This is a genomic window from Undibacterium hunanense (genome assembly GCF_014284335.1).
Lineage (GTDB): Bacteria > Pseudomonadota > Gammaproteobacteria > Burkholderiales > Burkholderiaceae_D > Undibacterium > Undibacterium hunanense.
Map to the genome: position 1 here is coordinate 121,002 of NZ_JACOGF010000007.1, position 26,639 is coordinate 147,640.

General features: G+C 50.5%; 14 protein-coding genes. 8 read left to right on the plus strand and 6 right to left on the minus strand.

Translation table 11 applies throughout. The annotated features are described in order from the left end of the window. Positions 1–19 precede the first annotated feature (19 nt). Positions 20–2,449, minus strand: coding sequence for a nitrite reductase large subunit NirB (nirB, locus tag H8L32_RS14915; protein WP_186948048.1), 2,430 nt, complete (start codon positions 2,447–2,449; stop codon positions 20–22). A gap of 369 nt (positions 2,450–2,818) precedes the next feature. On the opposite strand from nirB, the gene H8L32_RS14920 reads away from it, so the two are divergent. The 5 genes from H8L32_RS14920 to H8L32_RS14940 all read left to right on the plus strand — a co-directional run bounded on the left by H8L32_RS14920 (position 2,819) and on the right by H8L32_RS14940 (position 14,630). Next, positions 2,819–4,033 carry a nitrate/nitrite transporter gene (locus H8L32_RS14920; protein WP_186948049.1) on the plus strand — a complete coding sequence of 405 codons (1,215 nt, stop codon included), beginning with the start codon at positions 2,819–2,821 and terminating at the stop codon, positions 4,031–4,033. A 23-nt stretch (positions 4,034–4,056) separates the two neighbouring features. Then, positions 4,057–5,769: a bifunctional protein-serine/threonine kinase/phosphatase gene (locus tag H8L32_RS14925; RefSeq protein WP_186948050.1), complete on the plus strand. Its 1,713-nt coding sequence runs from the start codon at positions 4,057–4,059 to the stop codon at positions 5,767–5,769. 152 nt (positions 5,770–5,921) lie between these two features. Continuing rightward, entirely contained in the window at positions 5,922–8,030 is a 2,109-nt protein-coding gene (locus tag H8L32_RS14930) for an EAL domain-containing protein (protein WP_186948051.1), read from the plus strand. Between the two features lie 9 nt (positions 8,031–8,039). Then, positions 8,040–11,477 (plus strand): PAS domain S-box protein, encoded by a 3,438-nt coding sequence (locus tag H8L32_RS27725; RefSeq protein ID WP_186948052.1) that lies wholly within the window; start codon positions 8,040–8,042, stop codon positions 11,475–11,477. 201 nt (positions 11,478–11,678) lie between these two features. Continuing rightward, a complete protein-coding gene (locus H8L32_RS14940; RefSeq protein WP_186948053.1) occupies positions 11,679–14,630 on the plus strand; it encodes an HD domain-containing phosphohydrolase in 2,952 nt (983 codons plus the stop codon). An 80-nt stretch (positions 14,631–14,710) separates the two neighbouring features. Here H8L32_RS14940 and H8L32_RS14945 read toward each other — a convergent pair whose 3' ends face one another. From H8L32_RS14945 to H8L32_RS14960, 4 genes are all read right to left on the minus strand, one after another. Beyond that, positions 14,711–15,688, minus strand: coding sequence for a glycoside hydrolase family 53 protein (locus H8L32_RS14945; protein WP_329605189.1), 978 nt, complete (start codon positions 15,686–15,688; stop codon positions 14,711–14,713). Between the two features lie 174 nt (positions 15,689–15,862). Then, positions 15,863–18,469 (minus strand): TonB-dependent receptor, encoded by a 2,607-nt coding sequence (locus H8L32_RS14950; protein WP_186948054.1) that lies wholly within the window; start codon positions 18,467–18,469, stop codon positions 15,863–15,865. 439 nt (positions 18,470–18,908) lie between these two features. Beyond that, positions 18,909–19,910 carry an arabinose ABC transporter substrate-binding protein gene (locus H8L32_RS14955; RefSeq protein WP_186948055.1) on the minus strand — a complete coding sequence of 334 codons (1,002 nt, stop codon included), beginning with the start codon at positions 19,908–19,910 and terminating at the stop codon, positions 18,909–18,911. Positions 19,911–20,148: 238 nt separating this feature from the next. Next, positions 20,149–22,728, minus strand: a complete 2,580-nt coding sequence (locus tag H8L32_RS14960) for a beta-galactosidase (protein ID WP_230412227.1) — start codon at positions 22,726–22,728, stop codon at positions 20,149–20,151. Between the two features lie 446 nt (positions 22,729–23,174). Between H8L32_RS14960 and H8L32_RS14965 the strand changes: the two genes are divergently transcribed. The 3 genes from H8L32_RS14965 to H8L32_RS14975 are packed head-to-tail and all read left to right on the plus strand — an operon-like array spanning position 23,175 to position 24,892. After that, positions 23,175–23,909 carry a substrate-binding periplasmic protein gene (locus H8L32_RS14965; RefSeq protein WP_222619370.1) on the plus strand — a complete coding sequence of 245 codons (735 nt, stop codon included), beginning with the start codon at positions 23,175–23,177 and terminating at the stop codon, positions 23,907–23,909. A 19-nt stretch (positions 23,910–23,928) separates the two neighbouring features. After that, positions 23,929–24,246 (plus strand): hypothetical protein, encoded by a 318-nt coding sequence (locus tag H8L32_RS14970; protein WP_186948056.1) that lies wholly within the window; start codon positions 23,929–23,931, stop codon positions 24,244–24,246. Between the two features lie 10 nt (positions 24,247–24,256). Then, the gene (locus H8L32_RS14975; protein ID WP_186948057.1) at positions 24,257–24,892 is read left to right on the plus strand and encodes a class I SAM-dependent methyltransferase; all 636 of its coding nucleotides are present in this window, start codon (positions 24,257–24,259) and stop codon (positions 24,890–24,892) included. Positions 24,893–25,618: 726 nt separating this feature from the next. On the opposite strand, the gene H8L32_RS14980 is transcribed toward H8L32_RS14975, so the two are convergent. Then, positions 25,619–26,521, minus strand: coding sequence for a hypothetical protein (locus H8L32_RS14980; protein ID WP_186948058.1), 903 nt, complete (start codon positions 26,519–26,521; stop codon positions 25,619–25,621). Positions 26,522–26,639 lie beyond the last annotated feature (118 nt).

Sequence of the window (26,639 nt, forward strand, 5' to 3'; positions counted from 1 at the left end):
CCTCTCAACTAAATTGGCCTTATGCTGGCAAGCGTTCGAATTGACGCGTATCGACCTGGGCTTTTTCTGGTTCATGCCACGGATCAGATTCACCTTCCAGGGCAAACAGCAGACGCTGGTACAGGTCTTTGCGACGCTCGTCATCTTCGAGGATGATTTTCTTCACATAGTCAAGACCGACACGGGCGAGGTAATGCACGGTGCGTTCCAGATACCAGCCTTCTTCGCGATACAGTTGCAGGAAAGCGCCGGTATATTCCATGACTTCTTCATGGGTTTTCAGTTTGACCAGGAATTGCGCGACTTCGGTTTTGATACCGCCATTGCCGCCTACATAAATTTCCCAACCAGAATCGACACCGATCACACCAACGTCCTTGATACCGGCCTCGGCGCAATTGCGCGGGCAACCGGATACGGCCAGCTTGACCTTGTGCGGTGAATACATGCGCGCCAGTTCTCGTTCCAGCTGCTGTCCCATGAGGGTGGAATTTTGCGTACCGAAGCGGCACCATTCACTACCCACACAGGTTTTTACGGTACGCAAACCCTTGGCATATGCCAGGCCTGATGGCATGCCCAGGTCTTGCCATACTGCGCGCAAGTCTTCTTTCTTCACCCCCAGCAAGTCGATACGCTGGCCACCGGTGACCTTGACTGTCGGTATGTTGAATTTATCGACGACGTCGGCAATCCTGCGCAATTCGCTGGCATTGGTTTCACCACCCCACATACGCGGGATGACGGAATAAGTACCATCCTTCTGGATATTCGCGTGTGAACGTTCATTGATGAAACGCGATTGCGGATCATCCTTGGCTTCACGCGGCCATGTGGAAATCAGGTAATAATTGATGGCCGGACGGCAGCTGGAGCAACCATTCGGTGTGCGCCATTCCATGAATTCCTGTACGCCTGCAACAGTCAGCAGCTTGTTGGCCTTGATGGCATCGCGCACTTGCTGATGGCTATGATCAGTACACGAGCACATGGGTTTGACTTTTGAAGCCGTTGAATAATCACCACCGGCGGTGAACATGATGATCTGCTCTACCAGCCCGGTACATGAACCGCAGGATGCTGATGCCTTGGTATGCTTGCGCACGTCATCCAGCGTGAACAGGCCTTTTTCCTTGATGGCCTTGACGATGGTGCCCTTGCAGACGCCGTTACAGCCACAGACCTCGGCCTCATCCGGCATGGCAGCGGCTTTGGTATGGCCTTCATGACCCACGTCGCCGGTATTCGATTCACCAAACATCAGTGAATCGCGGATTTCAGAAATATTCTTGCCTTCGCGCAGCAGTTTGAAATACCAGCTGCCATCGACAGTATCGCCATATAAACAGGCACCAATCAGCTTGTCATCCTTGACAACAAGCTTCTTGTAGACGCCACCTATGGGGTCAGACAAGATGATTTCTTCAGTATCTTTACCCCCCATGAATTCACCGGCAGAAAACAGATCGATGCCAGTCACTTTCAGTTTGGTGGATGTGACTGAACCTTGATAACGACCAATCCCGAAATTCGCCAGATGATTGGCACAGACCTTGGCCATTTCAAACAGAGGTGCGACCAGACCATACACCGTGCCGCGATGGTTCACGCATTCGCCGACGGAATAAATACGCGGATCATAGGTCTGCATGGTGTCATTGACGATGATACCGCGATTGCAGTACAGACCGGCAGATTCTGCCAGGGCCGTGTTGGGGCGTATGCCGACAGCCATGACGATCAGTTGCGCCGGGATTTCCAGGCCATCGGTAAAGCGTATGGATTTCACATGGCCATTTTCATCACCGGTGATGGCTTCGGTATTTTTTTCAAGCAGAAAATTCAGGCCACGGTCTTCCAGGGATTTTTGCAGCATCTTGCCGGCAACAGGATCCAGCTGACGTTCCATCAACCATCCAGGCAGATGCACGACTGAGACGCTCATGCCGCGCATTTTCAAGCCATTGGCTGCTTCCAGGCCCAACAGGCCGCCACCGATGACGACAGCGTGCGTATGCTTTTCTGCCGCCTCTATCATGGTATTCGTGTCGTAGATATCACGGTAGGCGATCACGCCCTTGAGGTCTTTGCCAGGTACCGGCAACATGAAAGGAGTGGAACCGGTCGCCAGCAACAGGCGGTCGTATTCGGTCTGTGTATCGTCTTCGGCAATCACGATGCGTTTGTGACGATCGATTTTGGTGATTTTTTTACCGAGATGCAGGGTGATATTATTTTCTTCATACCAATCGACATCATTGAGCATGATGTCCTTGATCGTCTGCTCACCCGCCAGCACCGGTGACAATAGGATGCGGTTGTAGTTGGCATAGGGTTCTGCACCAAAAACGGTAATGTCGTACAAATCCGGGGCAATCTTGATCAACTCTTCAAGGGTACGCACACCTGCCATACCATTCCCGACCATCACTAGCTTTAATTTCTTCATGGCTGCTCCTTTACATGTCTCCGCAATCTCTAAGCAAGAGCAATGCCAGTTCGAAATTTCCAGGTAGCCAAGTTTCTCGCTTTATTCTGCGCGCACCAATAAAACCATATATAAAACAGCTTTGCACAGGTAAAACCAACAATTAATCAATCAGCAGGATGAGTAATGCCACTTGCTGAAGCGTGATATCAAAAACCTATTTTTTACAAAAAATAAATTGGCCAAACTGGTGCATTGCACCATTTAATTTACGTGACGCACATTTTTTGCACATTTCGTTCTGCTGCAAGCAAGTAAACAGCCCATTTCCTGCACGATTTCATGGCACGGCACTTGCAAGTGGCATGCTCGTTCATCATTGGAGCGATCATGCAAAAAACATCATTCTGGAAAGCAGGCCATCCGCCGACACTGCTAGCAGCTTTCTTTTACTTCGATCTGAGTTTCATGGTCTGGGTACTGCTGGGTCCGCTGGCGATACAGATATCCAAAGACCTGGGGCTGACCGCCGCACAAAAGGGTCTGATCGTTGCCACCCCGTTGCTGGCTGGTGCATTGTTACGCATCGTGATGGGTATCCTGGTCGATCATCTGAAACCCAAAAAAGCCGGTCTTATTGGTCAGGTCGTGGTGCTGGCAGGCCTGTGCTGGGCATGGCTGGGCAATATACATACGTATGAACAGTTATTATTTCTGGGTGTGATTTTAGGTGTGGCCGGCTCTGCCTTTGCGGTTGCACTGCCACTGGCGTCGCGCTGGTATCCGCCAGAGCATCAGGGCACGGCGCTGGGTATTGCCGGTGCGGGTAATTCCGGCACTGCTTTTGCTGCCCTGTTTGCACCAGCACTGGCGATTGCCTACGGCTGGTCGAATGTGTTTGGACTGGCCCTGATCCCATTGATAGTGGCACTGATTGTCTACCTGATTTTTGCCAAGGATGCGCCGGGTGAAACACCCAGCAAATCACTGGGTGAATACCTGGCCGTACTGAAGGATAAGGATGCCTGGTGGTTCATGTTCTTCTATAGTGTGACCTTCGGTGGTTTTTCTGGCCTGGCATCGTCACTGACCATTTATTTCAATACGCAATATGGTCTGTCGCCTGTCCACGCTGGTTATTTCACTGCGGCCTGTGTATTTGCTGGTTCACTGGTGCGTCCGTTCGGTGGCCGCATTGCAGACCGTATCGGTGGTATCAAGACACTGTCGGTGATGTACACCGTTGCTGCGGCCTTCCTGTTTATAGCTGCGACTGGCTTGCAGTCATCCGTGGCTGCCGTGGTCGTCTTTGTGATCGCCATGCTGGCACTGGGTACCGGTAATGGGGCAGTGTTCCAGCTGGTACCGCAACGCTTCCGCAAAGAGATGGGCGTCATGACCGGTCTGGTGGGTATGGCCGGTGGTGTCGGTGGTTTTTATCTGGCGGCCAGTATGGGTTATTCACGCCAGATCACCGGCAGCTATCAACTGGGTCTGTCAATTTTTGCCGGTCTGGCGATTGTCGCCCTGCTCGGTTTATCATTGGTGAAGAAGCGCTGGCGCACCACCTGGGGTTCTGCTGCCATGACCACTGCAAAAATCTGATCAACTGAGAGCTATCCCACACCATGCCACTCATCGTCACCACCGGCTATCAGTCTGTCGCAGGCGTGCGTAGCCGCAATGAAGATTTTGTCGGCATGGTGACACCCGGTGAGCCGGAACTGTCAAGCAAGGGCATGATACTGGCCGTCGCCGACGGCGTATCCGGCAGTGAAGGCGGGCGCGAGGCGGCAGAATATGTCGTGCGCGGTTTACTGACTGATTATTACGCCACCCCGGATACCTGGGAAGTCACCACGGCACTGGAAAAAGTCGTGGTCGCCATGAATAGCTGGGTACAGCAGCAAGGCTCGGTCAGGCGCGAGCTGGCTGGCATGGCCACCACTCTGACTACCCTGGTATTGCGTGGACGCATGTATTACAGCGCCCATGTCGGCGATACCCGCTGCTATCTGCTGCGTAATGGCAACTTGCAGAAGTTGACCCAGGACCATGTCTGGGACAGACCGGAAATGCAGCATGTGCTGACGCGGGCGATAGGCCTGGATTCGCACCTGGTCATCGACCATGGCATGGGTGAACTGCGTGCCGGTGATGTGTTCTTGCTGGCCAGTGACGGTGTCTGGGCTGCCATCAGCGAATATGACCTGAATGATTTTCTGCAACAAGTCAGCGCCCAAAGCCTGAGCCCGGACCTGGCCTGCACTGGCCTGTGTGAAGCCGCCATGAAGGCCGGCTCACAAGACAATTGCAGTGCCCTGGTCGTGCGTGTCAATGAATTGCCGGAAGGTGATTTGCGCGATGCCATTACCGAATTACATGTCCTGCCCGTACCACCCCGCATGAAACCTGGCCAGACGCTGGATGGCTATGTGATAGATGAAGTCATGCATACCTCGCAGACCACGCTGCTGTACCGGGTGACCGATCCAGTCCATCACCGCAAGCTGGTGCTGAAGACCCTGCACCCCGACCGCGCCACAGACGCCCAGGAACGTTCTGCCTTTGCGCATGAAGCCTGGCTGGCGAAACGCGTGGTCGCCCGCTTCTTTCCCCAGGTGATCACGCCAGAACAAAGAAATTACCTGTATTACCTGTCTACCTGGCACGCTGGTGATTCGCTGCAAAGACGGCTGGATGCCGGGCAGCATTTTACCGTACCCGAAGCCGTCGTCTGCGGTGGCAAACTGGTGCGTGCGGTCGGTGCGCTACACAGGCGCAGCATCTTGCACAGGGACATCAAACCTGCGAATGTACATCTGGGCGACGATGATGAAATCCGCATCCTCGATCTGGGTGTGGCGCAGTCCGGCTTTGACAGCAAGGACAGCTCACCAGCCAGCAACTTCAATCTGGCAGGCACGCCCTCTTTTCTGGCACCGGAACAATTCCAGGGGGAACCACCATCCAGGGCGACGGATATCTACGCCACTGGCGTGACCCTGTATTACCTGCTGACCCGGCATTATCCCTATGGAGAGGTAGAACCTTTCCAGCGCCCCAAGTTCGGTGAGCCGGTGACGCCGGGTCGTTATCGCCCTGACTTGCCACACTGGCTGGAAAATGTCTTGCTGAAAGCGGTTGCCCGTGACCCGCAAGATCGCTTTGAAACAGCAGAAGAATTTCTGCTGGCACTAGAACGCGGTGCCGCCCATCCCCTGCCTGCCCCCAGCATCAAGCCACTGGCCCAGCGCGACCCGCTGTCGCTGTGGCGTGCGCTGGCCGTCATCTCCATCGTCGCCAACCTCTTGCTGGTATATCTGCTGATCGCACGTTAAGCAAAACCCGCTTGCACCCGTGGCATGATGCATACTGCAACTGTTTGTAGATACTCAGTTCATAAATAAGGCTGAGTGTGAATAATGATATTGCCCTCATAATTAATAGTGTATTAACATTGGGCAGATATTCACTTGTAGACTGCTTTGCCATGCGTAACAGCTTTGACCGCCTGATACATATACTGCGCTTGCGCCGCATAGGGGTAAGACTGGCGCTCAGCTATGCCTTGTTGCTGGGCTTGTTTACCATCGTCCTGTTGTTGCCAATCTCACAAATTCGCAAAATGACGGCGCAGAGTAATAAATTTGCCACCAAGGAAATACAAAGCCTGCTGTATGTACAGGAACTCAGTTTATCCACAGAAAATGTCGGACGTGCTCTGCTGCAACTGCTGACCGTACCCTATGAACAGCGCATACCCGAATATGCCGCCGTAGACGAGAAAAATCGCCAGATCGACAAACTCATCAGCGCCCTGGAAGCTTCACTCAGCGATGACGAACAATTGCAGACCCTGAAGAATCTCAAGGAAAAACGCAATATTTACCAGCAAAACTATATTGTCACCGTCAACCAGCTCGAAGATGAAGGACAGGAAGCTGCCAAATCCACTTTTCTGAAACAGGTGCAGCCGGCATTGGGTAACCTGCTGCAGGAATCAAAAACTTTCCTCGACCGTGAACAAAAGCTGATACAGCAACACCAAGCCGAAGCCCAGCAAGACTTTGAACGCACAGGCATGATGGTGGCGCTGCTGTCAGGCTTTGCGGTATTGGTAGCAGCGGTTCTGGCCTGGCTGACAACCCGAAGTGTGGTGCGGCCACTGGCGCGACTTCAGGCCAGCGCACTGCGAATCGCCAACGGTGATTACCAGACACGTCTGACACCCGGCAAGACAGAAGAAGTGGCACGTGTAGGCGAAGCCCTGAATGCGATGGCCACTGCCATCGGCATACGCGAGCAAACCGTCGAGCACCTGGCTTACTATGACCCACTGACCGATCTGCCGAATCGCACCTTCATGCTGAAAACCCATGACGGCAAAGGTGAGCCACACCAGGGGCTGATACTGATGGATCTGGCGCGCCTTAAAATCATCAATGAGACCCTGGGTTTTGATACCGGAGATACCGTCATCTATGATGTGGCCACGCGTCTCAAATCGGTAGTCAGCCAGGACGATGGCGAGCGCAAACCCTGGCTGGCAAGACTGGCTGGCGGTGCCTTTGCCATACTGTGCTTTGATACCAGCAAAAGCACCATGGAAAACCTGCATCAGCGTATTGATGCTGTCATGGCCGAACCGGTCAAGTGTGCCCAGCACTCTGTCGACGTCAGCCTGGTGTACGGCCTGGCCATCACCATCGACACTGCATTGCCCTTGATGACCCTGATACGCAATGCCGAAGTGGCCCTGTATGCGGCCAAGCGCAGTGCCAGTGCAGCAGCCTGGTATACCGATGCGCAAGAAGCCTCACGTCTCAGTCATTTAAGCCTGCTGTCTGATCTGCGTTCTGCCGTCAGGGATTCAGAACTGCAAATGTGGCTGCAGCCCAAACTGCATCTGGTCGATGGCAAGGCCTATGGCTTTGAAGCGCTGGTACGCTGGCAACATCCGACCCGTGGCTTTATTTCACCGGCCGAATTTGTCCCCTTTGCCGAACGCACCGGCTATATCAGCATGCTGACCATGTGGATGCTGGAAAAAGCCATCACCACCCTGCTGGGCTGGCAACAGAATTATCCGCAGCAAACCATTGCCGTCAATGTCAGCACCCATGATTTGCGGGATACCAGTTTTCCAGACCAGATCGCCGCACTGTTGCAGCGCCATGCCGTCAACCCGGCCTTGCTGAAACTGGAAATCACCGAAAGCGGCATCATGGAAGACCCCGACAGCACCATACTGCTGCTCAAGCGCTTGCGCGATATCGGGCTGGATCTGTCGATTGATGATTTTGGTACCGGCTACTCTTCGCTATCTTATTTACAGCGCCTGCCGGTGAGTGAGTTGAAGATAGACCGCAGCTTTGTGACCAATATCGATGCCCTGCCCAGCACCCAGAGTCTGGTCAAGGCCATCATTGCCATGGGTCATGGTCTGGGGCTGAGCGTGATTGCAGAAGGCATAGAAACTGCCGCAGAACGCGAAACCTTGCGTATGTTAGGCTGCGATTCCATGCAGGGCTATTTTGCCAGCAAGCCGCTGTACGGCGAAGCCCTGCAAACATGGTTGACCAATTTACCGGCGAACTGAGTGATTCTCATGCAAGCACCAGCCCTCCCAAGCGATGAAACCCTACGCCTGCAGACGCTACAGGCATGTGCCATCCTCGATACCCCGGCAGAAGAGCGCTTTGACCGGCTGACGCGGCTGGCAAGACATCTGTTCCAGACACCGATTGCCCTGGTGTCGCTGATAGATACTGACCGCCAGTGGTTCAAATCACGTCAGGGGCTGGATGCCACACAGACACCCAGGGATATCTCATTTTGCGGCCACGCCATCTTGTCGCAAGATGTCTTGTATGTGCCGGACGCCAGGCTGGATTTGCGTTTTTCTGATAACCCGCTGGTCACTACCGGTCCCAATATACGTTTTTATGCCGGCGCACCACTGCGTGCCAGAAACGGCCAGCGGCTGGGTACACTGTGCATCATAGACAGCGTGCCAAGAACCCTGAGCCAGGATGACATCATCGCGCTGCGCGATCTTGCCGATTGCGTAGAGCATGAATTTTCAAGGGAAGAACAGCAACGCCAGCATCATGCCTTGCTAGCCCTGACCGAAATTACCTCGCTGTCCTATCAGCACCCCGAAAACCTGTTGCGACAGGCACTGGAAATGGCCTGTGATTACCTGGGTATCGGTACCGGGCACATCGTCAAAATAAAGGATGGGATATGTGAAATCGTCCTGCGGCAATCCGGTGACGAGCGTTTTCATGAGGGCGAGAAAGTCCCACTATCCCATTCGTTTGCATCACTGACTGTAGCCAGCAATACCGTCTTTCATATCGCTGACGTATTTGACAGCCCGTATCTGCGCCACCCCGGCTATACGCAACTGGGCGTGGCCAGCTATATCTCGGTCACCCTGTACATGAATGAGCACCAATATGGGACTCTGAATTTTTCAGATGTGCATGCACGCCTGTTCCCATTTTCAGATGTGGAAATTGAATTCGTGCGTTTGCTGGGTGACTGGGTAAGCGGTGTACTGAAACGCCAGGAACTGGACAGCCAGTTGCAACAACAGCGTATGCTGAGTGATGCCATCGCCCAAACCCAGGCCTTGTTTATCAGCGAAAGCGATCAGGAAAAAGGCTTTGAATCCCTGCTCGCAGCAACCCTGAACCTGACCGGCAGCGAATGTGGCTTCATCAGTGAAGTCTTGCGCGGCAAGCAGGGTGAAATCGTCCTGAAATCAACCGTACTGGCCTGGAATACCAATAAGGAGCTGACCGTAGGTACACCTCTGGGGCAAGACGTGCAAGATCAGGTAGCACAGTATCTGACGACACTGTTTGGTGTCCAGGACAATACCTTGCAAGCCAGGCTGCTGCATACACCAGAGCTGGCAGAACTGGATATCATTTTTCCAGAACATCTGAGGCCGATTGAAAATTTCCTTGGCATTCCAGTTCATTACGATGGTGAACTGATTGCCATCGTCGGCATTGCCAATCGCCAGCATGACGCAAGCGCAGATGATGCATTGATCGCCTTTCTCAAACCACTGTTCAGTACATTGGGACAATTGATCAGCGCGGCCCGTGTGCAAAAGCACAGATATGAAACCGAACGTCAGTTGGCGAACGTGATCAAGGGTACCAATATCGGTACCTGGGAATGCAATATCGTCACCGGTGAAACCATCTACAACGAACGCTGGGCAGAAATGCTGGGGTATACCCTGGCTGAACTCAGCCCCACGACGGTGGATACCTGGCTGAAACTGTGTCACCCGGAAGACTTGAAGATGACCAGTGCCTTGATTGATCAGCACTTCCGTGGCGAGGTAGAGTATTTCGATCTCAAAAGCCGCATGCGGCACAAGGATGGCCGCTGGATCTGGATACATGATCGCGGTTGTGTAGTCAGTTGGGGCCCCGATGGCCAGCCGCTGATCATGTCCGGCAGCCACGCCGACATCACCACGCAAAAAGAAGCCGAAGCAGAACTGGAACACGCGCTTGAGTTACTGGAAAAATCAAATGCAGCAGCCCGCATAGGTACCTGGGAACTGGATGCACAGACCCGGGAACTGCACTGGAGTAAGGTCACGCGGCAAATCCATGAAGTGGATGAAGATTTCAGTTGTACCGTAGAACATGCCATCAGTTTCTACAAGAATGAACTCTACCAGCAAAAGATAACCCAGATGGTGGGTGACGCACTGCGTGAAGGCAAGGCCTTTGATACCGAATTGTGCATCATTACCGCGCGCGGTAATGAACGTTGCGTGCATGTCATCGGCTTTCCGCAGTTTGAAAACGATGTCTGTCTGCGTCTGTACGGTACCTTCCAGGACATCAGCGAAAGAAAGGCTGCCGAAGAATCCCTGCGCGATCACGCGACCCACACCAGCACCATCGTTGACAATGTACTGGATGGCATCATCACGCTGAATGAAGATGAATACATACTCAGCCTCAACAATGCCGCTGCCAATATTTTTGGTTATGACATTGATGACCTGCCCGGCCAGCACATACGCCAATTGATGCCACAGGCATTTATCGATCTGGCAGGGGAACCCGCAGCATCAACAACAGCAACAGGTGACGACACACTGGCACAGGACAAAGAAGAATCAGTCGCTAAGGTGACCGGCGTCAGCGGTGTCAAAGACATCATTGGCATAGGCCGTGAAATCACCGGGCGCAAACAGGATGGCAGCCTGTTCCCGCTTGATGTATCGATGTCTGCCGTCAAACGCCAGGGCAAGCCCCTGTACATAGGCCTGATGCGCGACATCACCGAACGCAAGCGTATTGAACAGATCAAGAATGAATTCATATCTACCGTCAGCCATGAGCTGCGCACGCCACTGACATCCATCTCTGGTGCGCTGGGTCTGATATCGGGTGGTGCTCTTGGCAGCTTCCCCGATCGTATACAGCAGATGCTGGACATCGCCATTAAAAATTGCCTGCGCCTGACTTTCCTCATCAATGATTTGCTGGATATGGAAAAACTGTCGGCGGGTAAAATGGTCTTCCATTTCCAGACTGTGCCACTGTCTGATGTGTTGGTACAGGCCATAGAATCGAATCAGACTTTTGGTGCACAACGTCAGGTATCGCTGCGTCTGGCGCATCCGGTCCCGGCTGTCAATATATCGGTCGATATACAAAGATTCATGCAGGTACTGTCCAACCTGCTGTCCAACGCCATCAAGTATTCGCCAGAAAACGGTATGGTAGACATCACCACCATAGCCAGCGAACGCCGCGTGCGCATCAATGTGATTGACCATGGTGCGGGTGTGCCAAACGAATTCAGGGACAGGATATTTCAAAAGTTTGCCCAGGCAGATTCATCGGATACACGCCAGAACGGCGGTACAGGGCTGGGCCTGGCGATTACCCGTGAACTGGTTGAAAGAATGGATGGCAATATCGGCTTTGAATCGCGCCCGGGACGCGGAGCCAAGTTTTATATCGACCTGCCCATCTCACCCAAAGATCCAGGCAATTAAATCTATTTTGTCAAAGCCGCACTGAAAGGATGCACTTCAGTGCGGCCCCTGCGCTGAACATCGTGCTTTTCGATCAAATAACCGTCGCTGTGGCATCCATGCAAAAAGTTTTCATTTGCGCGATGCAAAATAAACCACTACCATAGAACTTGCATTTTAAGCATCTGAATCTATTGACAAAAACAGATGCTCCGTGGTGGCATGACATTACTCTGGGCGGGCCTGTCGATGAGCATCAAAAAGAACGTTCAATTCTATATCTATATCGCGTATTTTTTTACCGGTCTGATGTTGCTGTTCGCCATCGCCATGGGCACCGTGCAGTTCACCCGCATGAGTAAAATCATCCTGGCGCAAGCAGACAGCAGCTACACCCTGATAGGCAATGAAGTCGCCAGCAACGTCAAGGACATCTATGAGCCGGTAAAAAGCCAGACCGAGATACTGGCGCAAGCCCATCCCATTTCTGGCAAGAACCTGAATGAACGCTTAAGCCATGTCAATTACCTGGCCAAGGCCATCATCAGTGTCAAATCTGCCACTTCAGCCTATGTCGGTTTTGCTGATGGCGAATTTTTCCTGTTGCGTCAGTACGCCAAGTCAAATGGCAATAAAGATGTCTTCAAGGCACCAGCCAGAACAGAGTGGATAGTGCAAAGCACCAGCCTGGAAGCGGGTAAGCTGATTGAGCATGTTGTCTATCTGGATGACAGACTCAATGAAATCAGCCGCCAGCAAATCCCACTGCGCAACTATGATCCGCGCCTGCGTGGCTGGTATGAAAACGCCATGAAAAATCCCAGCCAGGCGAATGTCTCCGAACCGTATTACTTCTTCACCACAGGACAGATAGGCGTCACCTACGCACAAAAAATCGTCGATGTGGATGCCGTCGTCGGCATTGATATAGAACTGCCCACCATCCATGAAACCATCAAGAACAGCAGCGTCACACCATCGACCAGCATCGCGCTTATAGACCGCAAGGGCCAATTGCTGGCCTGGAAAAATGGCAGGCAAGCCGCCTACAAACCACAAATCGTCACCAAACTGGATGGCACGCAAAGCATGCCCACCCTGGCTGAACAGGATGCCCCTGTACTGAACAAAGTGCGTGAACTGGCAAGCGCTGCGGGCAATACCAGCCAGGCGCTGGATGTCGCAGGACAAACCTGGGCCAGTTATCAGGCCAATATACAAATCCCGGGTGGCCAGGATTTGCACATCCTGATCGCCAGCCCGCATGATGAACTGCTGGCCGACATCATCAAGATGCGCCAGCAAACCATCATGCTGTTTTTGGTAATGCTGGCGATAGGCATAGGTGTGACCATTTATTTTTCACGCCTGGCATCCAAACCGCTGAAACAATTGAACGACGAAGCCAGCAAGATCGCCCGCTTCGATTTCAAAAGCCCCATCAATATCCAGTCACGCATCAAGGAGATTGCCGACCTCACACATTCCATGCGCGGCATGAAAGCGACCATACGTTCCTTCCTTGATATTGCCAGCAGCCTGGCATCAGAAACCAATTATGACAAATTGCTCGCGCGGGTATTGAAAGAAATGTCGGAAATCACCGATGCCAAATCCGGCATCCTCTATCTGTACCAGCCACAGGACCAATCCATGCAAGTGGTGCAAGTCTATGTAGACCACCAGGTACTGGAAAGCGATGCCCAGCACATTGCCATGACAGATGGAGAACACCCCGTCATCCAGGCATGCAAATCACGCAGCAGCAGCATCTGCCAGTTGCAGGCGACAGACTTGCCGCGCTTCTTCAGCGCCCTGCCCACCACCAACCACGTCACCACCCTGATTGCCATTCCTTTAAAGGATCGCAATAATATCCTGGTCGGTGCAATTGCCTTGGTGATTGATGATGCTGATATCGACCCCGGCAGGCAAGCCATGGCCGAAGCCGTATCTGGTGCCGCCGCCGTCGCCATAGAAAACCAGCGCCTGATACAGGAACAAAAAGCCTTGCTGGAAGCCTTCATACAACTGATCGCCAGCGCCATCGATGCCAAAAGCCCCTATACCGGCGGCCACTGCCAGCGTGTACCTGTGCTGACCAAACTATTGGCCCAGGCTGCCTGCAAGGAAACCGAAGGCCCGTTTGCCGGTTTCCAGCTTAGTGATACAGAATGGGAAGAATTGCATATCGCCGCCTGGCTGCATGACTGCGGCAAAGTCACCACCCCCGAATACATCGTCGACAAGGCAACCAAACTGGAAACCCTGTACGACCGCATCCATGAAATACGCATGCGCTTTGAAGTCTTGAAACGCGATGCACAAATCGACTACTGGCAAGCAGTGGCGAATGACAGTGCCGGCAATGACGCAACAGAACTCAAGAAAAAACTGGACGACACCATCGCCCAGCTGGATAGCGATTTTGCCTTCCTGGCGGAATGCAACGAGGGCGGCGAATTCATGGCCCCCGACAAAATCGCCCGCATACAAGATATTGCTGGACGCCATTGGCTAAGAACCCTGTCTGATCGCATCGGCATTTCTCACGATGAAAAAGAACGCAAGAACCGCACAACTGAACCCGCACTGCCTGTGCAGGAACAACTGCTGAGCGACAAAACCGAACACATTTTCACCAGATCACCGCGCGACACAATCGCCCCAGATAACCCATGGGGCTTCAAGGTCAAGGTGCCAGAACACCTGTACAACCGCGGCGAAGTGTATAACCTGACCGTGGCACGCGGCACCCTGTCAGAAGAAGAACGCTACAAGATCAACGAACACATGATACAAACCATCATGATGCTGGAAAAACTGCCCTTCCCGCGCCACCTGGCCAAAGTGCCAGAAATCGCTGGTGGTCACCACGAAAAAATGGATGGCACCGGTTACCCCAAACGTCTTAGCGCCACCGACATGAGCATCCCCGCCCGCATGATGGCCATAGCCGACATCTTCGAAGCCCTGACCGCTGCCGATCGCCCCTACAAAAAAGGCAAAACCCTGTCAGAAGCCATCAAGATCATGAGCTTCATGAAAAAAGACCAGCACATCGATGCAGAATTGTTTGGGCTGTTTTTGAAATCAGGTGCTTATCTGGAATACGGAAAACAGTTCATGAATGCCGAACAGATTGATGAATTTGATATACATGCGTATTTGTAAACCAGGCGATCACTATACGTGTCATCACACATGGCAATTCAAGAACGCTTTACCTAAATACCCGCATTCATTGTTGCCCTCTAATGTAAAAATGCATCCAGAGCCTCTGTAGGTTTGCCTGTGCTATCAAAAGCACCGAAGGAATAGCCTTTCCAGTTTTTATAGGCTTGCGCTTCCCAGTAGATCACTCCCAGGCCTCGGTTCTGACTAACCGAACGGACCTTGGCGATAACATCGCTCAAAATAGCTTTCGCCTGCGGGTGATCCCAGGGTGTGCCGACTTCGGTCACCATGACCGGTACTTGATAACGGTCTGTCATATCATTCAAATTGGCAAGGCAGGCATTGTTTGCTGATTGCCAAGTGTGACCAGGGGCTTCCAGTGGATATGACGACGCACCGATGACATCAAACTTGCCGCCATGTTTTTTCAAACCATCAAAAATCCAGCGAAACCCTTCGTTATTATGGCAATTGGCAAGATGCACGATGACCAGGGTCGCAGGAAAAACCTGCTTGACGGCATCGTAGGCTGATGTCGTCAACTCCGCGTAATTTTTCATGTTGTCGGCAGATTTGGAGGGCCGTGCACTGTCCCACAGCATGCCGTCATTGGTTTCGTTGCCGACCTGTACCCATTCGGGTGTAATGCCTGCATCACGCAGGGCTAGCAGGGTCGCAGAGGTGTGTTGCGCGATGTCTGTACGCAGTTCAGCAATACTATGCTGACTCCATGCGGCTGGTTTGGTCTGGTGTGCTGGGTCCGCCCAGGTATCGCTATAATGGAAATCGATCATAATGCGCATACCGGCCTGTTTTGCCCGTTGCGCTTTGGCCAGTACATCTGGCAAGCCATTCCAGCCATCGACAGGGTTCACCCATACCCGCAAACGCATGGCATTCATACCCTGTTCTTTTAAAGTCAGGAAAATATCCTGTCTGACACCTGCCTTATTAAAAAATTCATAGCCGGATGCTTCCATTTCTGACAGCCAGCTAATGTCTGATCCTTTGGCAAAGCCTTGTGTCGTTCCTGCTTGCGCAGGATAATCAGGCACATTTTTTATCTTGCCTGCAGCTGACAAACTTTGTGCGCTGGCGTTGCTACAAATCATCAGCGCCAAACATATTCCAGAAAAAAAATGATCGAATTTCATGAATTGATAAAAATGATATAAATGCAAATCTGTCAAAAAGAAAGGGCGATTTGCATCGCCCTTCTTCATCAGAAATTACATCTTGTAAGTAAGTCCAAAATTAAAACGACGGCCAAATTCAGTGACTTCTTGTTGATATGGATTATTTGCGCTGGTATACACGACTTTCTGGTTAGTCATGTTGTCGATACCAAATCGCACTTGCAACTGCGGTGTGATCTGTTTGGACAGATTCAGGGTCAGGTAAGTCTCGGCACCATTCAATATCAACTGACCGGCAGCCCAGGTGGGATTGCGTACGAAGGCGCTATGGTAATTGGCAGAAAGCCGCGCTTCATATCCGGCTTTTTCGTACCAGACAGTGATGCCGCCATTGTGCTTCATCAAACCTTCGATAGGGAAAGGATTCACGGAAGGCATATTTTCCTTGATGTCACTTTCTGTGTAGGCATAATTACCATGCACACCCAGGCCATCAAATGGCGCAGGCAAGCCGGTAAATGCCTGCTGATACACAAGTTCCAGACCCTTGACATTGCCACCGCCACCATTCACCGAACGCGTGATCACCGCACTGCGACCATTGATGCTGGTCTTGTCTTCCGTAATGCCTATATAGCGTGAGACCTGTTTATAGAACACGCCAGCCGATGCCAAACCGCCTTTGGCAAAATACCATTGATAAGCCAGGTCCAGTTGATTCGACATCATTGGTTTCAATTCCGGATTACCGGCATTGCCTGTCAAAGGCTGTACAGGATTGGGGTCGACATTCAAATTACGTGAAGCACGCATTTCATCCAGTGGCGCACGTGACATGGCACGTGCCAAACTGAAACGCACCTGCTTTTCCTGTTTGTCATCCATCGCAAATATCAGGTTCAGGCTGGGCAATACCTCGGTATAAGAAGTGCCACCCTGCACTGGTGTCGGCGCTGCACCACTCAATGACTGCATGCCTTCGCCAGTCTGGCTGGTATGTACTACACGCACGCCGGCATTACCGCGATATCCTGTTCCCAGGAACGTACCATCAAGGTCAGCCTGTGCATAGAGTGACGAACTGCGCTCTTTGACTTTCCAGCCCGACAGTAAATCATTCTGCGTTTGCGGACGACCGTTAGCACTGAATACATTGGGACCAAAAGCAGCGAAAGAAGACGCATCAAAATTTTTCAGCGCAATGAATGGCAAAAAACCGTCAACGCGTATGGTTTCATAGGCCGAATCGGGTATCGTTCCCGTTGGCGATACACTCCATGTTGTTTGGTTATATGATTTTTCGCGGTCAGTAAAACGGGCACCAAACTTGATACGGCTTACCGCACCCCAATCAACACCACGGGCAGCATTCAGGTGGATGCCATTCAATTCATCCCTCAGGTGACCATCCGTATCCACATACATCGTAGGCGCACCAAACGCTGCCGGATTTCCAGAATCCTGTCCCAGGCTGTAAACCTGACGGTCATCCCCGGTAAACGACCAGGTGAGTGTGCTATTGTTTTTTGCAAACAGGCGCAAGTCACGCCACTGGCTGTCACGTTTCGCGCGCGATGTTGACAAGTCTGTCTCTACCTTCCAGTCGCCTATCGTAAATTTGCCATTGATACCGCCAGCCACATTGCTATTGTCCTGCACCCACTTATAGTCATTGGTGGTCAGGCCAACGTCTTTTACTGTCGCGCCCACCACATAGCCATTGCGGATATCGACGTTGCTGTAATTGGCTTTTTGCCAGCCATCCCAGTTACCGACATCGCCGGTCCAGTGCTGTAAACCCGGTTCATTAATGGCTGCTTTTGCATAATAAACGTCACCGGTAATCAAGGCGTTGGGACTGGCCTTCCATTCGACTTTGCCGAGTAGGCTGGTACGTTTATCTGTACCGCGTTTGACATCGTCACCAAAACCCCAGGGTGTTTTGTCAACCTTGCCGTCACCATTCAAATCTGCTGAATGATCTTCGTTAAAACCCCAATGTTTTATATTTTTTTGGAGTGAAGGCTGGTCCTGATAACTGAAAGCCAGCGCAACGCCCAAGGTATTATTATTGAACTGGTCGATATACACGCCACCCACACGTGGTGTTTTACTTTTTGCACCGGGGATTTGATCGCCCATAGGATAATACAAGGCATCTGCCCTCAAAGAAATCTGGCGATCCTTGAATTTCAGTGGCTGCACTGTCTGCAAATCAATCGTTGTCGCAATACCGCCTTCTGTAATTTCAGCAGATTGTGTTTTGTAGACGGTTGCACCGCTTAAAGATTCTGATGGGAATTGTTCAAAACGCACGGCACGGGCCGGTTCAGTGGATGCCAATTCACGACCATTGAGTGTCGCACCAATAAAGCGCGGGCCCATGCCACGCGCCACGATCTGGCTTGCATTGCCACGATCCAATCCTGACGACAGGCCAGGCAGGCGCGCCAGCGATTCTGCGATGGTGGTATCCGGCAATTTACCTATATCTTCTGAAGCAATGGCTTCTATCATGCTGTTGGATGCTTCTTTGCTTGCAAGCGCATTGCGCACCGAGGCACGGATGCCGCTCACTGTAACCTGCTGCACTTCATCGGTTGCTGGTGTTGCTGGTTTTTCCTGGGCAAAGGCTGTGGCGCTGATTGCTGGCATCACGAACAAGGCGTGAATCATCCAGCTGATTTTCTTTTGCTTCATTTTGTCTCCTGATTTTTTTATAACACTGCCGGGTTAGTGGCAGGATGTAACTCTTTCTAAGTTCCAGAGTTTTTTAACTCGCTTCATCCATCCGAATAAATAAGGCCCCTATTGATGAAATGAGTTTCAATCATCTTATTGATCGAATTCATTGCAAGCTAATGAATTATTTCGCGAATACTATGTGAAATTCATATACCTGATTTTGCAGCTATGAATTCGTTTGAAATGGTCGTACGACCACTGTTGGGAAAATGCTTAAAATTATTTAGTAGGACTTACGCAAAATTGTCCCAGCTGCGTTGCAGCAACTTGCCGTACTAAAGTACTGTCTACGTCGCTGACGCCTTGCTGGGGCGGTTTTGCGTAAGTCCTATTTAGAAATCATTTCAACGCGGGCAAATGAAAACCAACGAGCATGGCCCGGACATCCTTGCTTTCAAAGTCCGAAATCAGCGCGCACGGCGGCCTGATTTTGGCGCGTCATCAACACGCCATTGGTGAGCGTCACCGGTGGTGGCAATTTGTTTTCTGTAATCCATTTATACATATTCATTGTCGTTTCATAGCCATGGCGTTTGGAACTGATCAGGACGCTGCCATAAAACGCAGTGGGGTTGGGTTTGGCAAATTCATTCAGGGCAGCCTTGCTGCCACCAATGCCGATACCAATCACGGCGTCGTTGCGTAATCCCCGGCCTTCGGCTGCACGTACCGTGCCCAGCACGGCTTCATCATTCAGCCCAAAGACCACCCAGTGTTTGAATCTGGTCTGTTTTGTGAACACGATGTTGGCAGCATTGAAGGCGCTTTCTGTATCTGTCTTTGCCTGTGCAGCGTCGAAGACATTAGCGGCCGGAAGCCCTGCTGCCTTGAGTGCATCTGCCGCACCCATCGTGCGTTGTTGCGCAGTCGGCAATTGATCAAATGCCAGACGCATAGCACCAACTTCAGACAGCACCCAGCCACGCGCCTTGATTTCATTGAGCAACCCTTGTCCAACCTGCTTGCCAATGTCGTAGCCAGAGATACCCATGTGCGGGATAGAGCTGATCGCTTTTCCACTGCCGTCTATAAGCTGATCATCAACCGAGATCACTTTCAGGTTATGGCGCTTGGCCGTGCGCTCCACCGCCATACCCAGTTTGACATCTGGTGCGCAAATGACAAAACCCTGTGCCTTTTGCGCAGCAAGATTGTCAATCGCAGCCATCATTTTTTCACCATTGGGAACACCGATCTTGACCAGGGTAAAACCCTTTTCGCGGGCAGCCTGTTCTGCATAGTGCCATTCGTCCTGAAACCACGGCTCTTCTGCCTGCTTGACCAGAAAACCGATTTTTACCGGATCAGCAGCAAGTACTGGTGAACTAGCAGCAAGCGAGCAGAAAGCAGTTGTCAGCACGCTGCCAAGCAGACGGAACCAGATAGTTCGTGCCATGTGTTTTTTCATGATTGTCTCGTATTTATTTTTTTAGGACTTACGCAAAACCGCCCCAACTGCGTTGCCGCTCCTAGCCGTACTAAAGTACTGTCTTCGTCGCTGCGCCTTGTTGGGACAATTTTTCGTAAGTCCTATTTTCAAATTTTTTGAATCGCTGAAGCACTACCATTATCACCATCATCAGGAAGCTTGTCAGGCACGCCAATAACAATAGTTATTGACGCGCCTCGCTTATTTACTTAGTACTCAAACGCAGTTGATAAACAGGGATAACACGCAAATTGCGCAGGCTTGCGATTTGTGCCTGCTCATCAAACTGAGGACGGTGCTCTTTGGGTAAATAAATCGGCGCATCAGAGCGCAATGGCAGCACGTTCAGCGTCAGCCCCTGATCCAGGGACGCGCCAAGCGACTTCAAATTGATTTGCCATTTCTGGCCGTTGTAATACCAGTCATCCAGCATGCGGGTGCCAGAAAACAATCGTCCGATATCACCTACAAAATCAATTTCCAGCAAGGCATCATCCAAACCTTTTAGTTGTGCTTTTGGTGCCGATATCTGCCAAGTCGCAGCATGACTGAAATGTTCAGGAATGGGCTGCATGGCTGCCTTGGCCAGGCCACCTATCATTACCGCAGGCATTTTTCGTGCTGCCCTGGTCTGCTTGATACTGACATCAGCATTCAATTTTGGAAAATGCGCTTCAAATACCTGAAACACACCGTCATTCGCTGCGGCAGTCAGTGTCTGATTGGCTGCAGGTTTTTTGGCAAGAGCGGGGTAAATCGCTACCCTGAAATTTTCCTGTCCGGCAGACCGCAACTGCAAGCTGCCTGCATCAAAATAGGCATCCTGTTCACTCATGACCAGGCGACGCTGACCGCCCAGCACGCCAATACTCAATTGCTGAACCTGTTCTGGTGCCAATACCAGAATCGTCACTGGCTTGGAGCCGGGGCGATTGATCGTCAGAGTTGATGATGTTCCTGGAGTGAGCTTATCGAGAACAATGCGACTACCTAGCTTGTTCAGCCTGGCAGATGGAGCATTCAGATAGGGTGCCACATCAGCATTAAACGCCAGTTCCACAGGTATGCCCCTGGCGGCAGAAAACACGTAGAGCACGCCATCTTTGCCATTGTCCAGCCGCGCTACCGGCTGCGCTGTAGCGTAGTTCAACAGCGTGCCATCAAGATCAAAATTAATCGGCCAGATAAAATAACTGCCGTCGGCCACGTCAACACCCTGCTGCGGGAAAACCAGTGTTTCATGCGGCAACTTGACAGAAAACTGCAAGCCGGATTGCAAGGGCATTGCATATTGGCGCACGTGGTTGTTCACGAACAGGAAAGCGCTGTCGCCCTTGCTTCTTACCGAGAAACGTGGGGTAGTCAATTCCTGCGCTGATGCAGGTACCAGTTCCGGCTTGCGTACGGTCATCGGTGCCAGGCGTGGGCCGAAATCATGCAAGAAATAATGGAAAGGACGCAAGCGCGTCAGTACAGGCCGTTGCTGGCCATCAGGCCCGAGGGGGGCATTAAAGTCATAGGTAATCTTTGGTGTATCGTTATAGCCGCCACTGAGCGTGCTTTCTTCCATCGAAGGCTGACTGACAGGGTTGCGCCCGCCGTGATACATGTAGTAGCCCATCAGGTTCACACCAGAACCCAGTTGCACCGGTAACATGGATGCAATATCGTCTGGCGACACCAGGGTGCGACGACGATACATGGCGGGCAGGCCTGCGCCATATTCGGCCCCCAGGAAAGGTGTGAGTGCAATATCGGTTTCTGCAGTACCAGGCGCTGTGGCTGCTGTTTGCGCGCCCAGATCACCACTGACACGGCTATCAAAACGGAAAGCATACGTTTCCTTGGGTGGCAATTCCTTGGTGCTGACGCCCCAGGGTTCATCCGGGTACCCACCAAATACCGGCGTTACTTCCCCCGACGGATAAACGGTGCCATCCCAGCCTGTCACCGTATATAAGGGAACATCCATTCCCGCTTTCAGCGCCAGACGTTTGAGTGCCAGGATATGCCCTTCCCCTTCGCCTGGCCCACGCAAATTGTATTCGTTTTCCAGCTGGACACCGATGACAGGGCCACCGTTTTTCCATAACTGCCCCTGTACCTGCTGCCCGATCTGCGCATACAGACGTTCAACAAATTGCATATATTGCGGATCGTCACCACGCGTTGGCATGGCATCCACAACCCAGTCCGGTATGCCGCCAAAGCGGGCCTCTGCATGCGCCCATGGGCCAACACGCACCACGACATTCAAACCAACTTTGCCGCACAACTGAATAAAGTGCCGCAAATCGCGGTTACCCTTCCAGTTGAACTGGCCTTCACGTTCTTCATGATGGTTCCAGATCACATAGCTGGCGACGATATCAATACCGGATGATTTCATCTTGCGCAGTTCAGCTTCCCAACTGGCTGCCGGGCTGCGTGAATAATGGAACTCTCCCATCACAGGCAACCAGGCTTGGCCGTTGCGCGTCAGATACTGGTTATTTGCCCCCAGCCGTTCGCCGCCGGGGGATACCGCAGTACCCATTTTAAGATGACCCGATACCGGGTCCGGCGTCAAACCGCTGGCATCTATCTTCAACAAACTAGCCGCTTGTGCCTGTGAACATGCCAGCCAGAGTGTGCACAAGGCAAGCGCAATTTTTGTACGCTTGCCAGCTTTGGAAAATGTTTTTTTGACTTCGTTTTGTCTCGTATTATTTTGCATTACCATTTCCTGGTTGTTATCGTTGTTACTGTCGTTATCGCCGTTATCGTCGTTATTTTCGGTATTCATGCGTATGTACCAAGCCATTGAAAAGCCCTGGCAAACACAGTTATCAGCGCACCAACCACCACCTCCGGGGCAGTCGATACATAATCAACTTGATGATTTTCATGACCAAATAACGTAATTATTGAAGTAAAGAGTGTATGGCGGCAGGTCCAATTCAAAATATGAATAAACTACGACTAAGTATATGAATTTGGAATATCAATACCGGATACAAATATAATATCTGCATGTATTTCCGGACAACACATTATGAATATGGCTGCCCCTTTGCTTAAAAAACCACCCCATGTACATTAATCAGTCCTAAAATCGCGAGAAGAATGAGCTGAATTGCAAAGTTGAAACAGCAAGTTGAAACACAGACACGGATCAAGCTCAGATCAAAACCTGTCGTCATGCATTGATACCTTAGTTGTTACTCAACAATCTGATCTGAAGGGATTGGCGTGAAAGCAATGTTGACCGCTTTGGCAATTTTGTTAACACTGGGATTGTGCGCGACTACCTGGGCCCAAACCCCATTGCATATTGCGCGTATTGAAAAAATACCAGATCAGTTCGTCGGTGGTGAAATTCTCAGGGTCGTCTACAAACGCCTGAACATCCCTATGGAACTGGTTGATCGCCCGGCAAAAAGAGCACTCATGGAATCAAGCGCCGGTGTGCTGGATGGCGAAGTACAAAGAAATATCCATGTCGAAAGCCAATACACCACGCTGAAAGCAGTGCACCCCGCCATCAATTATATTGAGCCATCTGTATTCTCAGCGAAATATCAATTCGAGGTCAAAGCCTGGGACGACATAAAGGACTATCGTATCGGCATCGTACGGGGAGTTGGCACATCAGAAGATGGCACCAAGGGTATGAAGACCGTATACATGGCAAACAACCTGGAGCAACTCATGATCATGCTGTCAGAAAATCGCATGGATGTTGCCGTATCAGACGCATTTAGTGGTATGGTTGCGATCAAAAAACTACACTTGGAAAACAGAATCCACTTACTGACACCACCTTTACAAAAAATCGAGATTTATCATTTTCTGCATGAAAAACATAAAGACCTGATACCCAGAGTCGAGCAAGTCATCAGAAGCATGCAAGCCAGCGGTGAACTGGAAAAATTGCGTAAACAAATTATCGAACAATACATCAGCCAGACAGATACACATCCATAATCACTTATTCAGCCCAACAATGAAAAAAAGCATAAAAATCAGCCTCGCTATTGTAGTCATCCTGGCCATCACCATCTACACCCAAATCACCATCTTTGTCGTACCGCCGATTGGCTTGCTGCCCGAAGGCAAGACCGTCATCATCACCCGCTTTGAAAAAACAGCATTCATTGACAGCCCCGATGCCATGTGCGAAAGAATACAGGATGGCGTCAGCCTGTTTTGCCGCGGCATGATGATGGGTAGCGTCATCAAAAATTCCAAAATCCTCTTGCGCCTGCCTTACAGCCCATGGCTGTACAGCATATCCACCGGTGGTAAAACCTACGACCGCTAGCAGCATAAATATGCCACAGGTAAGTGGAACCGAAGGCTATGCAGAAGCCGCCGATTTTCTGATCGATAAATGGCAGGCAATTTCTTTTGCAGATCAACATGCGCCAGTCATGCATCTGATACCGGTAAAGCCATGCAAGGTTCTTGATATCGGCGCAGGCATAGGAACAGACGCTGCCGCACTTGCCGCCATGGGCCACACGGTCATCGCCGTTGAACCGATAAAAAAATTCCGCACAGCAGCCATCGCCCTGCATGACTCAGACCATATCGAATGGCTGGATGACAGCCTGCCTGATTTATCTGTGCTGCATCGCAGAGATGAGCGCTTCGACCTGATCATGCTCAGCGCAGTCTGGATGCATCTGGACGAGCAACAGCGGACACAGACCATGCCCAGACTGGCATCGCTATTGAATGAATCCGGCCTGTTGATCATGTCCCTCAGACATGGCCCCATCCCACATGGGCGACGCATGTTTGAAGTGTCTGCTGTGGAGACTATACGGTTAGCAGCCGCTGAAGGACTGGAGACGATACTGACTGTGCGGACTGAGTCTGTTCAGGAAGGGAATCGGAATAGCGGGGTGATGTGGACGCGGTTGGGGTTTCGTAAGACGGCAATCACAATTGATTTACTTACATAACATCTGCGTCACTTCAAACTTCTCATAAAGAGCGTTCATTAGGGAAACCATTTATTTTCATGTAAACAGATTTTGAGATGTTTAATCAGGTCCACTGATCCTAATGTGGTAACCCATCACTAGATAAAGTGCAAATGAGGCCCGTTCGCCACCAAATCCTGCGCGAGGAGACATCCGACCTAACCATACAGCAAGAGTTTGGACGGCCATGGCATCACCACCGACTAACACAGCATTGCACCTCGCCACGCAGAAAAAACTGCAACTACCCCATCGTAGATATCCGCGTCGACATCAGCATAGCAGAACTGACTGTTCACCTCGCAGAAAATGCCTCCTTCTGAACGGCCTGTAGGCAGATCACCACGAAAGCTATGATGTAGTCAGTTAAGCAAGGTTATATTGCGCGTACAACGCGAGTTAAGGTTGTTATTGACGTCATTGCTGAGTATTTCTCCAATAAGAGCTACGCCGAAGCACTAAATAAGAAAACGCTTGAAAGGTCACCAAACATGAGCTAAAAGATGTCCATCCTACGCCATGCCCCCCAGTTGGCACAAACTCAGTAATACTGCGAATGCTGTTGTCTGAAAAAAGCTATGTATCAACCATATAACCAAGTCTATCCTCTATTTGACGCTGGCGACAATGGGAAATACGGCGCCTGCGACTAGATCAATAAAATTTATTGCCCCATAACATCAAATTCTTTTGGAGAGATTAATTTTATTGCAAGACCACAAATTCTGTGTTTCTTGATTTATAGGTAGGAAAAGTTCCTTTAAATTCGAGAAGCCTAAAAATGTACTCTCTTATTAGATCGTGACATTCGGCATACACAACCTCTAATTCAGCGGGAGTGTTTGAAGTCGATAGACCGGAATGAATCATTTCATTTCTGAATTTAACTATATGCTGTAGCTTCGGCTTCATTTGGTATTCTGCAAACATCATCATTAATAATTCTCTAAATGAATATGCAACGCTAACCATTCTATTTTTAATCAACTTTGAAGGCTTCCGAAATGCTCCATCTGTAAATGGAATTTGTTTTTCTTTTGCAAAAGTGTCTTTGAGATTCTCTAATAAAACAAACATTAAAATCAATTTAACTTCAGTTGGCTGCCGAGTTCTGTCTGAATGTATTAAGTAGTCGAAAACTACATTAAGTTTTCTTGTGTTACAAATGCCTTGGTATCTATCAAAGACTTGTTCTACAAATTTTCTAATATATGATCTATCGCCAATGTCGCTCAAGGATGGAAGATGAAAGTTGGATTCAGCAACTAATGAGATAAATTTCTTTTTTGTTTCAACTGGAAATTCATAACCAGCACATCCGACACGGCATAGACCTACAAATGACAATAACCAGCATAGTTTTTCAAGTGTTTCAATAACTGGAGTTAAATCACTTTCTTTCACATCATGAACGAAAACTTCAGATGTTTGACAAACTGTTCCACGATATTTTGCAGGGGCCTTTGCAAATTTCATGTCTTGAATAAAAGTGAATTTGAATTTCCCACATTCAAAAACTATTTCGTCCATTTGCAATTGTCCATTTTTATCCGTGAAATTTTCACCAATAAACATGAAATTCACTACGTAAGCTTTGAGAGTTGGCATATTTACTTTCAGGCGATAATCTTCAATACCATTCTATTGCAGTTTTTAATATTATTCTTATTATAATAAAAAACTGTTGTTTAAAGTATTAAATAAACATATAAATCTTTGGAGAAAT